18 protein-coding genes are annotated in these 16,789 nt (G+C 39.3%); all 18 read left to right on the forward strand.

Translation table 11 applies throughout. The annotated features are described in order from the left end of the window. The first annotated feature begins 29 nt into the window (after window positions 1-29). The 18 genes from OGX90_RS00145 (at window position 30) to OGX90_RS00230 (ending at window position 16,785) form a co-directional block, all read left to right on the forward strand. Window positions 30-1,007: a hypothetical protein gene (locus OGX90_RS00145; protein ID WP_286622890.1), complete on the forward strand. Its 978-nt coding sequence runs from the start codon at window positions 30-32 to the stop codon at window positions 1,005-1,007. A gap of 57 nt (window positions 1,008-1,064) precedes the next feature. Next, window positions 1,065-2,123: an ATP-binding protein gene (locus OGX90_RS00150; RefSeq protein WP_000063335.1), complete on the forward strand. Its 1,059-nt coding sequence runs from the start codon at window positions 1,065-1,067 to the stop codon at window positions 2,121-2,123. Window positions 2,124-2,254: 131 nt separating this feature from the next. Beyond that, window positions 2,255-2,428: a hypothetical protein gene (locus OGX90_RS00155; protein WP_001176645.1), complete on the forward strand. Its 174-nt coding sequence runs from the start codon at window positions 2,255-2,257 to the stop codon at window positions 2,426-2,428. 63 nt (window positions 2,429-2,491) lie between these two features. Then, a complete protein-coding gene (locus OGX90_RS00160; protein ID WP_024182866.1) occupies window positions 2,492-3,619 on the forward strand; it encodes a DUF3150 domain-containing protein in 1,128 nt (375 codons plus the stop codon). Window positions 3,620-3,696: 77 nt separating this feature from the next. Then, on the forward strand, window positions 3,697-5,703 hold the full coding sequence (locus OGX90_RS00165; RefSeq protein WP_000762700.1) for a VWA domain-containing protein: 2,007 nt from the start codon (window positions 3,697-3,699) through the stop codon (window positions 5,701-5,703). A gap of 72 nt (window positions 5,704-5,775) precedes the next feature. Beyond that, on the forward strand, window positions 5,776-5,997 hold the full coding sequence (locus OGX90_RS00170) for a hypothetical protein (protein WP_000192120.1): 222 nt from the start codon (window positions 5,776-5,778) through the stop codon (window positions 5,995-5,997). Between the two features lie 113 nt (window positions 5,998-6,110). After that, entirely contained in the window at window positions 6,111-7,343 is a 1,233-nt protein-coding gene (locus tag OGX90_RS00175; protein WP_000220379.1) for a DUF7146 domain-containing protein, read from the forward strand. Window positions 7,344-7,612: 269 nt separating this feature from the next. Further along, the gene (locus OGX90_RS00180; RefSeq protein WP_001011130.1) at window positions 7,613-8,134 is read left to right on the forward strand and encodes a hypothetical protein; all 522 of its coding nucleotides are present in this window, start codon (window positions 7,613-7,615) and stop codon (window positions 8,132-8,134) included. 78 nt (window positions 8,135-8,212) lie between these two features. Further along, the gene (locus OGX90_RS00185) at window positions 8,213-9,091 is read left to right on the forward strand and encodes a hypothetical protein (RefSeq protein WP_000762003.1); all 879 of its coding nucleotides are present in this window, start codon (window positions 8,213-8,215) and stop codon (window positions 9,089-9,091) included. Between the two features lie 70 nt (window positions 9,092-9,161). After that, entirely contained in the window at window positions 9,162-10,097 is a 936-nt protein-coding gene (locus OGX90_RS00190) for a hypothetical protein (RefSeq protein ID WP_000691119.1), read from the forward strand. A gap of 68 nt (window positions 10,098-10,165) precedes the next feature. Then, entirely contained in the window at window positions 10,166-11,086 is a 921-nt protein-coding gene (locus tag OGX90_RS00195) for a hypothetical protein (RefSeq protein WP_000991697.1), read from the forward strand. A 66-nt stretch (window positions 11,087-11,152) separates the two neighbouring features. Further along, a complete protein-coding gene (locus OGX90_RS00200; protein WP_000472041.1) occupies window positions 11,153-12,091 on the forward strand; it encodes a hypothetical protein in 939 nt (312 codons plus the stop codon). Between the two features lie 171 nt (window positions 12,092-12,262). Next, the gene (locus OGX90_RS00205) at window positions 12,263-13,219 is read left to right on the forward strand and encodes a hypothetical protein (protein ID WP_000149830.1); all 957 of its coding nucleotides are present in this window, start codon (window positions 12,263-12,265) and stop codon (window positions 13,217-13,219) included. A gap of 264 nt (window positions 13,220-13,483) precedes the next feature. Continuing rightward, window positions 13,484-13,759 carry a hypothetical protein gene (locus OGX90_RS00210; protein WP_286622894.1) on the forward strand — a complete coding sequence of 92 codons (276 nt, stop codon included), beginning with the start codon at window positions 13,484-13,486 and terminating at the stop codon, window positions 13,757-13,759. A gap of 44 nt (window positions 13,760-13,803) precedes the next feature. Beyond that, on the forward strand, window positions 13,804-14,394 hold the full coding sequence (locus tag OGX90_RS00215) for a hypothetical protein (RefSeq protein ID WP_047745011.1): 591 nt from the start codon (window positions 13,804-13,806) through the stop codon (window positions 14,392-14,394). 338 nt (window positions 14,395-14,732) lie between these two features. Next, window positions 14,733-15,269 (forward strand): hypothetical protein, encoded by a 537-nt coding sequence (locus OGX90_RS00220; protein ID WP_000107167.1) that lies wholly within the window; start codon window positions 14,733-14,735, stop codon window positions 15,267-15,269. A 16-nt stretch (window positions 15,270-15,285) separates the two neighbouring features. Beyond that, a complete protein-coding gene (locus tag OGX90_RS00225; protein WP_000549069.1) occupies window positions 15,286-15,732 on the forward strand; it encodes a hypothetical protein in 447 nt (148 codons plus the stop codon). A gap of 90 nt (window positions 15,733-15,822) precedes the next feature. Next, window positions 15,823-16,785 carry a DNA replication terminus site-binding protein gene (locus OGX90_RS00230; RefSeq protein WP_000119428.1) on the forward strand — a complete coding sequence of 321 codons (963 nt, stop codon included), beginning with the start codon at window positions 15,823-15,825 and terminating at the stop codon, window positions 16,783-16,785. Window positions 16,786-16,789 lie beyond the last annotated feature (4 nt).

The following is a 16,789-nucleotide window of genomic DNA, read 5'->3' on the forward strand; positions in this document are numbered from 1 at the left end:
TTCATGGGATTTCTCCTTTTGGAGTCCCCATGAAACAAAAATTTAGGGCTACTGCAATAAGTAGTAATCAACTTAGTTTTTTTTCTATATTCGATATAGATGAAGATGAAATAACGCAAATAGTTGATTCACCCAAAGAGCATTTAAATGATGCATACACGTCCGGATTAAACTTTAAATCAGATGAAAGTAACATTTCTGAGATAAATTTTGATTCTGAAAGGCGTGAAAATCACCTTTATGAAAAATCCAAATTACTTAAAAATCAGATTTTGCATACAATTAATTTTGCAGCAGAAACAGATTATCTATATACGGTTGAAGAATATAACCCAGATTTGGGTGGTCTGGTAATAGAATGGACCCCTGAGGATGTGTATGTTGTTTTTCTATCCGCTATGGAAGAGTCTTTGGAAATCATTAAAGAACTAGTGTTGAGGAGAAAGTTATTCTTCAAAGATGACAATGGTAATATCACAGTGAATCCACTTTTAGAAGCTGAAACACGGTGGTATATGTCAAAATCATTTGAATACACTTGTTTATCTCATGGACTTGATGCATGTGAATTTAGAGCGGAATTAAAATCATGGCTCTATTATCATTCGCATCGTTCGATTAGTGAAAACACGAAATTAGCTGAATGCAGGAATGATGATGAAATCATTTTGCATGATTGCAATGACGATATGGGCTGGGACATCTTCTTTGATCAGGATTATTTAATGTCAGAAAAAAAACTGGCTGTTAAATGGACTGACAGGGAAATTATGGATGTTTACATAAAAGCTTTTAAATCCACATTAGAGTTGTTTGACGAGCTTGTTTCATGTGATCTGTTAACTAAACGAAACGCTTTTGGCAAGTTAGAAATAAATCCAACATTCGAAAATCATTTTGAATGGATCATGTCTGAAGCTTTTGAAATAGTGGGAAATCATCTTGGTTATAATGTGCCTCAAATCAGGAAACTGATGGCAACTATTTGCCAAATGAATCTCAAATAAAATGCCACTGGCAAACATCTGCCAGAGGGCGGTGTTTGCATTTTACCGGAGTTAAAAATGTCTAATGCCGCTATGAAGTTAAATGAAACATCTTCTGATGCTTATGAAAAATTAGAAGCTCTTCTTTCCCCGGATGTTATAAAGTTAAAACATTATGTGGATAAAGGTGAGTATCTTTTAGTTCTAGCAAAGGACCTTTTTGGTATTCCAGAAATGGATCCAAAGATGGCTGTGCCTGTTTTCAAAACTAAAACCTCGTATCGAGCTCCGCTGAACAAAGACTACATACCAAATCCCCGAATACTTGAACAAGTGGTTAAACTGCTTATCAGTCCGGATATAGATTTAAGTGTGTGTCTTAAAGGTGAGTCCGGTTCTGGCAAGACTGAAATGGTAATGTACATTAGCCACATGATGAATTGGCCGCTGACAATTAAGCAGATCAACAGCAATATTCGAGTTGATGAGCTTGAAGGTGAGCGCAGTCTTAATGGTGGTAATACAGGTTTTGTACACAGCGATTTGGTAACGGGATTTCGTAATGGTCACCTCATTCTTCTGGATGAAGTGGACAAAATCGATCCTGATACGGCAGCAAAACTTCACATGCCCATTGAACGTAAGCCCTGGTCACTCAGTGCTAATGGTGGTGAGGTTATAACTGCTAATGGCTACACGCGATTTATTGGTACTGCAAACACAAACATGAGTGGAGGGGCTCGCCGGTTCGTTTCTTCTCAACGTCAAGATGCAGCTTTTATAAAGCGGTTCTTGATAGTTGAAATGGAGAAGCCCGACAAAGTTGCTTTAACCAATGTGCTTACTAAACGATATAGCTCTTTGCCTTTTCAGGTCATTGAGAAGTTCGTAAGAGTAGCGATTGCAGTAAATGACTCTGGTACAGAAGACAGTGTGATGGATATTCGTCAATTAGTAGCTTGGGTTGGCACGTCGATGACGTTAAAAACCTTTAGTCTTCTTGACACTTTCAAAATAGCTTTTGCTTCTGCTTTACCTTTACATGTGGTCGATCTTGTTCTTCAAGCTATAGATCTTTCTCTTGGCGAAGACAAGGATAAATCGCTGGAGTATTTCACAGCAAAAAAGTCGAGTTAGATGGGATTTGTTATGAAACCTCTGATATTTGTATCTCAGAGTTATCCCATCTTGAATTTAGTGCGTTTTTAAGTACGGATGGTGCTGCTACCATTGCTATAGCAAAAAACGGAACTAATTTTACTGGACTTATGCAACTGAATAACGACTATTCTTTATTGTTTTATCATGATGGTAAAATAAATATGGAAGGTCTAATTAAAGAAATGGAATTAAAAGGTTATATGTATCAGGGAGCAATGGGCAATGATGATGTTGCCGCTGAGTTTCCCGGTATTCTTTTAATTGCACCAGAGAAGCTTTAATATCAACCCTATCGGGAAATCTTTCCCGTTGGGGAGGGTTTCCCCTTTTTTTTGGAGAAACCCATGACTTTAAATACTTCAATGCTTAACAAAGTATCTGCAAAACAAATCTCTGAGAATTTTGCAAAATCATATCCAGATTTACTGGAAGGTGCAGTTATAACAAAAATTGAAATAAGTGGCTGTCAAGGATCGCGTCGAACCGATAAAATCGATTTGTCTTATGATGGAGATGATATTACGGATCAAAAAAGCGTATCTAAAAGCGAAGTACGTTGGATTGACATAAAAGCCCTTAGCTTCAAAAGTACGATTACCAGCAGAATATCAACCCTTTGCTCACGCTTGTGCATCCGCTATAGCAATATGTGGATTTTACCAGTTTCCAGTATGGAAGAGTTTCTGGAAGGGGCCCAAGAGATTGAACGAGAGTTTCAGGCAGGTATTCAAAACGTTGTAGACAATTATGAGATGCATATTGAGGCTGAAAAAAATAGAAGCCCAAGAATGTCTTCTTTGATTGATCAGTTGAAATTAACTAAAGATGATTTCATAAAATCCTTTAGATTTAATATTGCTCACTTTATTCCTTTTACGCCTATTAGCGTTGAAGGTGATGAAACCCAGGACTACTATCAGGAACAATTGATAACAGATCTGGCAGAAGAAGCAATGAGGGTTTATGAAAAAATTAGTAAAAATAATAATTTGCGCTCAAGTACTATTGACCGACTGAAGCAAATGCAAAATAAGATCATTAGCTTCATGTTTATACATAAAGAGGCGGCAGTACTTGCAGAAGCTATAAAACACATAATGAATAATTTACCTAAAGGTGCCATTTCTGAACCTCGCGACGTTGCGGTGTTACAGCAGTGGTTTTATTTCATGAGTGATGCTTCAATGTTAAAGCGTATTATTTCAGGAGAGCAAAAGGTTACTGACTGGTTGGAATCTATTACCAGATCATTTAATCAAAGCTCACAAACAGAACCGAACGCGCTACAGAACACAGGTATTGAAGCTATTTTAGATTCAACAAATGTGTTTCAGGTTGAACCTGTCGTAGAGAACGATATAAAAAACAGCACGTTTTCAAACACTGATCCTGTAGCTGAACCTGAGAAATCAGTTTCGCAACAGGAAGACAATGCTGAAAATGGTTTTGATATCGAGCTCAAAGGCTGGTAACTGTTTGCTTTATTAAAAACCCCAGATGGGTACTTCACCATCTGGGTGAGTACCCCTTTTTTATAAAGAGGTATTCTATGAAATTAGATCTTAAATCATCGCCGCGCCATATTAAGCGTTTACAGAATATAGCAAAAGTCATTAGCGGCTTAGGCGATGTAAGAGTTGTAATAGACGACAATACCAAAGGACCGTATTTTGATCCTGTCAATAAAGTTTGTGTTTTACCAAACGGCGATTATAGCGATGATGACTTTGTCAGTCTGATTGAAGGTTTTACCTGTCATGAAGCTGGTCATGGTCGCTATACCGTCAGTGAGGTTTACAGTGACGCCTTTAATAGTGTTCTCATGTCATCTGAAGGGTTTACACGCTTCGATGACGGAATGAATGCAGAGTTTGAGAGCCTCGCTGAGAAACGTAAAGCTTATAGCAGGGCAAAACGTCTTACCGGGCTTATAAATCTGTTCGATGATGTACAGATGGAAGAGAAGGTTGGTAACGATTATCCGGATGCAAAGCGGCGGCTTGCAGCCACTTACGCACTGATGGTTAAAGCCGGAAGGATGACTCCTGATATATCTTCTCGTCCGGAAAATCCTGTCCTATTTATTGAGTGGTATCTGCTTAACTCATTGCGAGTAAAAGTCCTTCAGCAGGTAGGTCACAAAGAAACCCTCGATCCGTTTTTTGACTATGCCCAAAAGATACTTTCTCCAGTAATTTCTGATGTTGAGGAAATTTTTCATGATGCTCTTGGTTGTGAAAATACTCAGGGCTGTGAATCCCTTGCTCGTAAGACCCTGGCTCTTTTAGAGAGACTGCGGGATGAGGCAAAGGAACAACAGCAGCAGACAGAGCAGGAGGAGCAGGAGGCATATGATGAATCCGAGACCGATACCGATACCGAATCAGAAGATAAATCGCTTACGTCGACTGATAGTCGTGAGGATGATTCTGAGGACGATAGTGAAGGTCAGGCAGATACTTCCGATAACGCTGATCTTGCTCAAGAGGGATGTTCTGAGCCTTCAGAACTTGCTGAAGATAACGAGGGAAATAATGAACCCACCGGTGGCAATCCCACGGGTGATAACATTATTGAAGACGATACTGATGCGATTAACCCTTCCGAGAGTGAATCAGATGAAGCCAGTTCGACTAACGTTGAAGATGAAAGTAACTTTTCATCGGCTCAATGGGAGATACTGGCAGATTTGTTGGATGCCTTTCTTAGCAGTGATGAGGATAGCGAAGATTATCACGATGCTTTGGCTAAAGAGATTGAAGGTATTGCATCAAAAGTATCCGATGACGTGAAAGCCGAATTCGGTGCTTCTGAATGGGATATCCCTGATCTCCTTATCGATTTGAATGTTTACAATGAGGCTTTGTCTCTGAGTCATTCAATCGGTAGCGACTTGTCTGTTTTACAGCAGGTTAAAATGCGTGGACGAAACAAAACTCATGAGCGTGGAATTACCTTCGATGGAAATCGATTAATTCTGTCACAAATGGGAGTTCGTGATGTCTTCAGAGCTCAAAGCGAATCTAAAAATAGAGGGCATGTTGGCCTCGTATTAGTTCGTGATATTTCAGCGTCAATGGCTAATGATGAAAGATATATTCATGCCATTAAGTCAGATCTTGCTTTATCGATGGCCGCTGAAAGTTTGTCAAAAATGCATGTCTCCAATATAGTTTTTCCCTTCAAGGAAAGTGAATTTGAGATTATCAAAACGTTTGATCAAAGCGTTGAGGAATCTCTATCGAAATTCACTCTTGGATGTAAGGGTTATTATACCCCTACGGGATCTGCTTTAATGGCAGCTGTTGATCTGTTACTTGACAGCCAATTCGATAGGAAAATAATTTTTCTTATAACTGATGGTTATCCGAATAAATCGGAATTTACTATCGTCGAAGTTATGGAAAAGGCTAAATGTAATGGAATAGAAATCGTTGGTGTTGGTATTAAGACTGATGAAATAATTGGTTTTGAAACGGACACTTTCGTAACAGTTGATGATACTTCTTTATTGTCTATTGAAGTCAGTAAGCTAGTTCATCAAATACTTTCTTAATAAACTCTACCCAATCGGGGCAAAAAGGCCCCGGTGGGTCTTTTTGCTCCATGAAGGAATAAGGAGCAAAATATGACTCAGATAAAAACTTACCGTGTAGAACATGAAAAAGTCGGTGCGATGCATAAAGTCCGTATTTTCGGACGTGTTGGTGAAGTTATAAGCAATGATAGCCCTCAGGAAAGAATCTTCCGCGAAGTCACTATAGCGGAGGGTAATAGCCAGCAGGCTGCGTTACTTGTAGATAACTACATACAGCGTCTTGAGAATAATGGCTTCACGACTGAAGCATAAATGTTGAGGGCCCCCGGGCCCTCTTTCTTAAATTCTGCGTTGTGGGTTTCTCCCTGTCTTCTGCACCGCAGAAGGCATTGAGAAACTCACAATGCCAGATAAGAGAGATCATCATGACTTATGCATCCCCGGCTCTTCGTCGTAAACCACAGGAAGTATCTGAACACTTTATTAAACTCGTTCATGCTCGAATTGCTGAAGTGTCTGGCTGGAAGTATATATTCGAAAGAATACCTGCTTTCAAAGACGCTTGTGCAAAAGCCCCGAGCCAGGTTCCTTGCCCGTTTACTGGCGCAGGGAAATCGAAGTTTCGTTTCCGACAAAAAGACCTTTATACCGGATGTGCGATCCATAATGACTTTCCGGTAAATGAGTTTTGCGACGGAATTGATGTTCTGGCGAAATATTATGAATTAAGTAAAACGCAGACTTGCAAAAAGATTCTCTCAGATTTTTTCGGGATGGATCTGCATGCTCCGTTAACTGACGCCGACATTGAAAATGAACGACGCTATAAATCAGCAGTTCGTGCCACAGAAACTCTTGACCGAGAGGAAGTGGCAAAGCGAATGCGAAAACTTGATGTGATGTATCACTATACCGGTGAAATCAAGCCTAATACTCCTGTTGCTTTGTACCTCCGTAATCGTGGGATCTCCCGCTTACTGAGTCACTTACCAAAGGATTTAGGCTTTAATAACCGGATCTACTATTGGGATAAAGATAAGCAGAAATCGATTATCTATCCGGGAATGATTGCAATCTATCGTGACACCCGAGGTCGGCCTCTGACTATCCATAGAACATACGTAGACAAAAACGGTGATAAGGCACCTGTAGAAAATCCAAAGCTGATGATGAAGCCTCCTGCCGATATGACAGGTGGCTCAATTCAGTTGTTTGACCCTCACTATGATTCAGGTAGTTCGACCTGGACACTGGGAGTGGCTGAAGGGATCGAGAACGCGCTTTCTGTTGTAGAAGCGACTTCAACACCATGCTGGGCAGCCAGCTCCGCATGGTGCCTTGAAAACGTTACTGTTCCTGATTTTTTACTGCCTCCGCCGGATGTAAAATATATAAACTTTTATATCTGGGCGGATAAGGATATTGCTAACTCACAAGGCACTCGTGCCGGTATCGAAGCTGCTCAGCGACTTCAAAGCCGCATGGTTGAGTTTTTGGCTAAACGATATCCCGCATCAAAGCTGACAATTGAAGTCTTCGAACCAGCACAAGATATTCCTGATGGGAAAAAGGGTATCGACTGGAACGATGTTCTCCAGTTAACAGGGCAGGATGGATTCCCGATTCACTGGGCTCCTGAATGTCTTAATCAGCTGTAACAACGATAACTCCCCCGCATTTTGCGGGGGGGGTTATCTTATCAATATTATTTTTTAAATTGTATTGATAAGATAACCGCTTTCCTTCGTGATAATTACCTGCCTTTAAGGTCTTTTCACGGCTGAGATGCTTGCTCAGTAAAATAAATGTGCGGTACTACTGGCTATGGTCGGTTGTATGACATGGTTATTCCATAAACTATTAAAACCCATAACGGGAGTATTACCGTTATGGTGATGCTCGTCGTTTTACATCGGAGAGCATTTTAATGAATTTTCAAACTAACGAAGTTTTTAATAAATTTGCTGCTGTTATAAAATCGCGCATCGTCAATGAACCATCGTCATGCTATTTGCTGCATGATAATGAGATAGATATAACGATTTTGAAACATGGCATATTAGAAAATGACAGAAACCTGTTGTACGTAGTTCGTCCTTCAGGAACGTGTTTGTTGCGTTGTGACAAATATTTCTATCCGAAATATTATCTTCGTTGCCGTGGAGATTATAAGTCATTCATATATGTCCATCTTGATCTACATAGTGGTGAAGCTAAAGAAATCACATGGGAGCAAGCAGACGATATGCTGTCTAGTCCAGGAAAACCCCCATTAAAAGGAAATCTTGGACGATTTGAGTATATAAAAGTTGTGGTTGAGGACCTTCGTATTCGAGGTTACGCTGATTATCTTCCTGCGTATAATCTTGATGACCTTCGCCGTTTTGCCTTACAGGACGACCGCCCATCCCTTGTCAGATACATTGACAATGTAATGGCAACGGTCTGATTGGTTGCTAATTGATTTACATATTTTCCCTGATGGCCAACCTGCATCAGGGAGGCCTCAATAACGACTGGAGGCTGTATGAAGTTAGCTACGGACCTGGTAAAAGCTATTTTGATTAGAAATGGTGTTGAACCAGTAAATATAAGCGAATCATCTAAATTATCTTTGAAACAACCACTGACAGAACTTAAATTCAGTTTATATTTGCGAACTGAGCATTTATCTCACTTCCTACCCGGTTATGTTTATTCTATAAAAGAATGTCCACTGTCATATGACATCGGGATCGAAATTCAGAAAATCTTCGAAAGTTTACATTTGTTAAACGAAGAATTTGAATCCCTCGGTTTTGTTTCTGTATGGATAGAAATGCATCAAAGCATTTTTGAACAAAGTCGGTTTAAGAAAAGTAACTTTACTTTTCGGGAGGAAGAGGTCGAGCTTGCTAAAGGGCTTGTTTGTTCTCACAATTCACAAATAAGTAATGCGGCTTATTTCTGGCTTCAGCACTTTGAGGAGTTTATGATTTATGTTCGTAATAAACTTATCGACCTCTTTCGAGAGGCCTATGACCTGATCCTTGGAATGCAGCAAGTATTTTTCATTCGGGAAAAGGAAGAGCTGTTGAAAACTATAAGTTATGGGGATGACCTGTATGAGGTGAAATTAATGGCGGCTGAGCTTTACTCTATCGAACAGAACTTAAAGTGTTCTGAATCGATAAGTACAAAATCTCAAGCTTCGGCATATATTAACCGCATCCGTGAGTTTGTGCGTTCGGGGTGGAGGCAGGGCTATATAGTCTGCCATCATAAGCGAAGTAATCAAATCTCATCATTGTCATTACCGATGTACTTGAAAGATACGTCAGGCCGAAGTGCTCGAAAGCGAGTAAAACGTCTTATATCTTCTACAGTTTGTGGTAGAAATAAAGATTTAGGTCTTACAGATTTTTAATTAAATTATACCCATGTGGGGATCACACCCCATATGGGAGTGATCCCTTTTTTTATTGAGAGAGGATCACATGAAAATTATCGAAAAAATCATTAATGCCTTTTTGGTTGTTCAACATAAAAAAATACAGGTTAAAAACATTACATTTTTAGACAATGGGCAGGGCATGTTCTCTGGTATGTCTTTTGATGCTGATGTTTCACTGGAGTTTATGTATGAATCAGCAAAAGCATATAGTTCTTGTTTCTGTGATATTCCCTTTCCAGGTTTTGAAGATGCAAATCTGGAGGAAATTACGAAATTTCAATTAGATGCTTTGAAGCAAAGAAAGAATCATTCTTTCATTGTTAACCATTTGAGGTTTCCTATAGTTTTAAGGGAAGGGTGCAAAATCGAAAGAGGAGAAGTCTATTCAATTTCGAATTGCACTTATAATAAAGAAAGATTGCAGTATCTTTTTTCTCAGGATATTTACGGTAAGTTGTATAATTCCTTAGAGAAAGAATTAAGCTCGTTTTTCTCATTTATCAATGTTGAGGTGCACGAGTTGTTAAAAGATGCTGTATGCTTTGCATTAAAAATCCTGAATAAGATATCTTTGGATACACCTGAAAGACTTATTAAAGCTTTTAATTATCGTGACTGGTATTGTAGTTACGATGTTGAGCTTTTTAGGAAAGGCTTACCTGGTCATATTCTGGAAGAGCTCATTGCTCCAGATATCTTACTTTCAGACCTTAACGGTTGTAGAAAAATACTTAGAAATGCAAAACGATTTCTAAATGGACATACAAAAACCAATTGTGTTTATATTAAATATGAATGGTGGTTGGGGCCTGTGGATACCTCACACTCAGCTAAGTTGATGTCTGACAAAGAAATTAATAACCGAAGTGACTTGAAGAATTTTTCAAAGGTCTTTTTCAAAGAGTGTTTAAGTTCTGGTAAGTCGGAATATGAAAACCATCTTAGTGAAAAAGAACATGCGCTTCGCTACAATTATTAATTAAAATTATTTTCTCCCATAGGGATTTCTCCCTTTGGGAGAAATCCCTCTATTAAGAGGGTATTTAAATGAATGCGATACAAAAGTTAGTTGAATCTATTCTTGTTAAAATGGGTTTTGTTGGCGCTGTAGTGGAAAATATATATTTGGATTCAAAACCATTTCGGCATATTCGATTTGTGGCTGATATTCCAGTAATATCTTTTCTACCTCATTTGGTGAAATATCTTAAGGGCGCAGACCATCTTTACTGTGGTAACGATGATTTGCATCCTCTTTTCATTTATTTTTCCGAAGCGGCTACATTAAAAGCAGGCCCTGTAAATCTCGCGAACTTTCGTTTTGAAGTTTCTATAGCTTCAACTCATTTACGACTGGTCTCAGAGCAGCCTGATTTGCTTATCAAAGGATTTAACCGGGATAATCTAGAATACGTTTATTACCGCTCAGATTTGGCCTCTAAGGATCTTATACTAGGCCTTGTTGAACACGGTTCTCCTTTCATAAAACATCTACATGGACTTATACAAAAGCGAATTTTAAACGAGTTCTCTCTGATTTTTTCTGTTCTTGAAAAGATTTTAGAAAGCGCGAAGCCACAAATTCTTGCTTGCTTCCATAGTGTTGATTATGAAATGAACGTAAAAATAATAGCCGAAGCTATACCTGAAACTGTATCTAATCAGATAGTCACATCTGATTATATAGTTAATTCTATATCAGATGCGGACAAGTTTATAAATCATGTTCGTCGCTATTTAGCAGGCAGGGTAATGAAGAGGCGGATATACGCTGAATTAGATGTTTGTGAAGAAACATCAAATATTTCACTAGTGAACTTAGGATGCTTTACGTCTCCTCTGCTCGTTACGGAATATCAAATGTTTAAGCCACACTCTTCAGGGTTATATCGAAAAGCTATAAACAACTCCTTAAAACAGTTCAAACCAGAAATGCATGTACCTTCTGAAGAACTCTTTTATAATTAATCTAACCCATCCGGGAACTTGCTTCCCGGTGGGAAGCACTTCCTTTTTAGTCATGAGGTAGTGTAAATGTTTAAAGAATCTGACCACGTGGAATTTGTTAGTGCCTTTCTTTATCAAAATTTAGGCCTTAATGTTCCCGCTGACGATATAACCGTTCAATTATCTGATACTTCGTTCGACAAAGTAACCTTTGATTACGATGTAGATATCGATAATTTAAATTGTATGTTGGATCTCTACATATCTGAACTAATAAAGCACAACGCATCTTACTCCGATTCTATTCTTTTGAAACAAAAAATAATTTATTTTCTTGGAGTATTTAAGAATTTCGGATTTTTTACGTTCGATATTCGCGGATATAGTAATACTTTAAGCCCAGTTAAAGTTATTGATATTGTTTCAATGATTATTAATGACTGTGAAGAGTTATCTAAAGCTAATTCTTCTACTGATGCTATAAGAAATCTTTATCTCGATAAAATGAAGGTGGATGGGAAAGTGTTAGTTGCGAAATTTGCACTTAAACAGTTTTTTCATTCCGACTTTGGTGACTTTATCTCATTTGTCGAGAAAAGAATTACAGATTGTCTTAATGAAACTTTAAGGATTATCAAAGCTGTTGAACATGGCTTTGTACGTGTTGGGCAGCATAAGATTAATCGCCGTATTAATGATGACTTAAAGTTATGCATTGATTTCAATACTGATGATTATCCGGCAAATATGCCAGATATATATATTAAGTTTAACGATACATTTGATGGGAACGGGGCGTTATATTGTGACAATGATGCCCTCATATCCCTCTATACCGATGTTGCTTCAATTATCAATGTGCCGGTGATGATGGAAGTAAGATTGATCAATAAAAGAGGGCGTGTTGTCTGTGATTCTTCGCATTCAACTTACGTATCTCTCGAAAGTAATGACCGATACAGAGTAACTGATCGCACATTACTAATAACTGAAGCTTTTGACGATTTTCGTAACGCGTCTCAATGATCCTTTTGCTTCAGTCCAAAAAAGTAACTTTGGTTGGCTGAAGACACTTGTCTATGACAATGTAAAATCTGTCGCTGGCATCTTCTTTTAGCTTAACCAAACTTTTATCTAACCCAGTGGGGAAGTCGCTTCCCTTCTGGGGCACTTCCTCTCAAATTTGAGGTAGTGTATATGACACATTCATCTGATGATAAAAACTATGTCCGAGCAGTTCTGAGCTATCTTGGCATAGATTTTGATGAGGCGGATATAGTATTAAGTGTTTGCCATTGTCAAAGTGACGAGCTTTCTTTTACCTGTAATATCAAAGCTATTGAACTCAAGAATGCTGTTGATTTATATGTCGATAGTATCTCTGAGAATGAAATAGAAGCTTTAAACAGAGAATCTTTAAAATCGCGACTCTGTTACTTTCTTGAGGTGTTTGACGCAGTCTCTGGTCAGTACCTTGAGATTTCAGGAAAACACTTTGCAACTAGCCGTTTTGAATATGATGATGTTTGTAGTGAAGTTCTTAGCATGTCTAATGATGTTTCTCAGTCGAAAGGTTATGACCGGGATGAATATAACAGACTGATGCAGGTTGATGGTCAGGTTATGATTGCCCGTTTTGCTTTGCAACAGTTCTGGGATACTCATTTTATTGGACTAATAACATTTGTATCTGAGTCTATAACATCGAGCCTCTATAAAGCTTATGAAACTTTTAGTGATATAAGTTTGGCTTGCTATAAACTGAGTGAATATTCTTATTCACGCTCTATCAACAGTGAATTGACCCTTAATATTTCACTTAAAGAAAATGACTTCTGTGAGGACCTATCTGATTGCTATATGGAAGATGAGGCTTTACCTTCTGGTAGGGTAATTTCTCGACGCAACAATGACTCCATAATAAGTATTTATGAGAGCTATGCTGCGGCTTCTTATATTCCGATGATTGCATCTTTGGAAGTCGTTGATGAATACGGCGAAGTGGTTACTGACCTCTGCCATACCGTTTATGTTTCAGAGTTAACCGGTGGGCGGATTAAAATCCACGACCGTAATGACTTAGTATCTGAAGTTTTCGATAACCTAAGAAATTTAAATCTTGCAGTTGGAGATTCAGTTTCACAAGCTGCTTGATTCTTTCCCTGATTTTGATTTTTTCTCACATACTCTTATGGCACGGTTTCCGTGCCTTTTTTTTTGCCTCGCTTACAAGCGTCTACTCCTCTTCTACCTATCCCACCTTACATCACCACTTAAAATCTATCTTTCTAATTCCATTATCCTTTTCGTAGCCTCTAATGCTCTGGTATGAACATACTCTTTAAACTCAAAAAAGTGCTATTAACGAAAAAAAATCCCTAAAGAGATTTGTATACTGTTCTCAACCAAGGAGAGCTCATGAATGAACTAAAATCCAAAAACGAGAACAGTACCAAAAGCAACTTTCCCCCGGTTGATAATCAGTTTTGCTTTTACCATGTTGATTTCAGCATAGAACGACTACTTTCAAAGGCCGAGGATCTCCAGCTTGAGTACATCTTCCAGAAACCTGGAAGTGAAGTAAGAAAGGATTTGGTTGAGCGATTCGAACGTGGAGAGCGCTTTGTTACAGCTTCACACTGTGACAATTTCTGTGAAATCCTTGGTTGTCAAGGCCATCAGGAAAATGCATAAACCCATAAACCTACATTTCCACTTTTAAGGATGTTCACTAAAGAATGATTGGAGAAAGTATTTTTGACTGGGTAATTTACGGAATATCCATTTTGATATTTGCCTCAGCACTAATTGAAGGAAAGACAACTCGCTACCCAGCACTTTTTTTCTATGGGAGTTTAATTTTAATGTTAATCCTGATAGTTGCTGGAGGCCTTAACTGGTGGTTCTACAGGTCAAAATATGGCGCAGTAATCGTTATCTTCACAGTGGTCTCTTTACTGATGACTCGATTCCGCCTGGTCATATATAAATTAAGATTAAGAAAGTTAGTTTCAGAAATCAGATTTCGTATAAAAACGGGTTTTCGTATAATTCTTGTTTTGTCGGATAATGAGGATGAACGTAATGTTCTGCTGTCTATGCTTAGCAACGTATTGCCAGAGCAAACGCTTATTCACACGCGTGATGCTCTCGGACCTCATTCAGGGCCTATCCTAAAAGCTCTTGAGCTACATCATCAACAGGGAACAGGTTACATACTCGTCTGTGAACAACAAATCTCAGCGCGTACGTGGTTGAGTATCGTAGAAAATGGGAAACCTAATACATCTATAGCTGTTAATTTTCATTCGATCCCAGAAATGGAGTGATTTTTCAATGAGTAGAACCGTTTCACAAAGTTTCACAGAAGATTGTCTTTTTGATACCCGCACACAAGTCAGATTACAACTAAGTCGAAGCGTTCATAAAACGCTGGCATCTGCTAAAGAAATTTTACAGGGAAGGGGGGTTGATTCGGTCTCTATTGAAGATCTTGTGCGAGCCTGTCTTGAAGAGAACCAGCCAATTGATCTAGCCTCACTTTACCTTGAAAATCTCTTAAAACAGAAAGGTACCAGCATTTGCGATTTTTAGTGTTTTCAAACCTATTAGATAAAATGCCGGTTGTGTTTATATAACATCAATAATTTCATGCAACAGGTAAAACATGAGTACTCAAAAGCAACTTTCCAGAACTACCGGCACTGAACGTATGTTTAAGGAAGAGCTGGCGTTATCCTTAATTTGTTGGGTTTTCACCAGTCCTTTTACCAACTGGACCGATAAAGTCTTCAGTGGTATTGAAGTTCCGTCTGAAGGACCGTCATCATTACGGGGTGAGACAGAAAAATTCTTTCGTTTTGTCGTTAATGAAGAAGGCTACGACGCAGGAAGGGCTGCTATTGGTCTTGACCTATGTTGTTTTTCACTTCCGTTGTGTTTGTTCCCGGACGCTGCCCTGTCTGAGGAAGAGGTTATGAGTAAGTTAACCGGAGAAGTTATCCATGGAATTCTTCTTTCCTTACCTGAGTTTATTGATATGCCAGAAGTGCTCGCTTACCAGGTCAGGGATGAAATTCTTGCTTTTAACACTCGCTGTGGAGACGGGATCTTTCATGGTTGGAACACGGCTTCAGAATTGTGGAAGTTTGAAATCTTTCCCCGCACCACCATCATGATGCAGCATACTTCGGCAATACATTAAAATTAGGCGGGGCAGAATGCATAAAAAACTTTTTCTTCTCGAATGGAAACCCTGTCAGAGCCGCGTATGGGCCGGTTGGATGGCCCTGTGGTTGACTATCAGTTTTCTGATGTTATCTGCCTTGCTTATGACAGATCATCTCCTGAACAAAGTCATCCTGCCGCCAACATGGTTGTTGATCTGGTTTTCGCCAATGCTGGGGTTTTTGATAAAAGTTCGCGTCGTCGAAACTCAACATTTCCTGGAGCATGACCTCTGTGTTGCAGGTTTCTCTTTTTACCGCTGGAAGAGGTTAGTTTCTCCCGGGCTTTGGTCAGTTGACTGTATAAATGGTCGTTTTCGCCTCAATCGGATCACCCAGGTGGGTAAGACTATCCACTATCCATGGCGTCTCCATTATCATCCTTTGTTCATGAGCCCTATCGAACATAAATCGCATGCTGTGAAAGCTGTTTCAAAATGACTTCTTTAGAGGTTTACATGACATTTATGTTCTGCAAGGTCAGCCTGGGCAGCAAAATTGATTGGAAATAACATGAGCCTGGAGAAACGTATGAGTTATGACGATTTGCCCTATTTTCGTGACCAGATTCTGGAACGCATCGACTCGCTCAAGTGTTTTCTTTCGAACACCCCCCCGATGATGGCAAACCTGATGACTGTCTCCACCGTATCTCGAACAGAAGAGCGCCTGAAGCAGGTTAAACCCATCAGGGTTAGTATTAAAGACGATGCTTCGGTTGAGGAAATTATTCAGGCACTTACTGACATCTGTGTGGATGACATAGAGTCATTAAGTCATGATTCCACCAAAGTAACCACTAAATACCCGGGTCTAATCATTGTCCCCGAAAGAGCAGATCTTCTCGAAAGCTTGATCACTTCTATAAACGAAGCAAAAAATGATTTTGCTGCGGCAATGAGGCGTATCGATAATAAAAAGAATGTCCGTTTTGATAAAGTGCACAAGAAGCTCCCGGGCCTTGTCGCTATGCACTCAACAAGAAATATCCTTTTCATCAAGTCCCAGCTTAAAAAAGTTACTTTTTCATGGCGGCTAAACCGAAACCAGGAAGTTAAAACAGCAGAGCAACTTGTGAGTTTGTTGGAGCGCAGGAGAGCCTCAGAAGTAAAAAATGTAGCAACTACCAATTTGAATGTCGTGTCTAATATCGATAAGGCTTTACACCGTCTTGAATTTCACCCACTGAAGCAGGGCGAATCTTATCGCCTTTGTCGAACTAACTCTTTCCCTGTTCCGATTGCTCACATTTTTGCATTTAGGCCTGAAGGGCAGGAACGAAACGGGAATAAATATGCTGAGACTGATTATTCAGTAGTAAAAGCATCCTTGCCCATTTTCGCAGCAGGCAATATACCTCAATTAAAAACGCTCTCTGACTGGGCTCCTGAAAACAGCCAGGGTCCGTCCAACCAACGGAAGCTGAGCCTGAAATATACAGAACTCGTGCCGGGGGCTGAGCTGGGCATTTTCATTGTCAGCCCCGAAAATTAAGGAA

This window comes from Citrobacter sp. Cpo012 (genome assembly GCF_030333015.1).
GTDB lineage: Bacteria > Pseudomonadota > Gammaproteobacteria > Enterobacterales > Enterobacteriaceae > Citrobacter > Citrobacter portucalensis.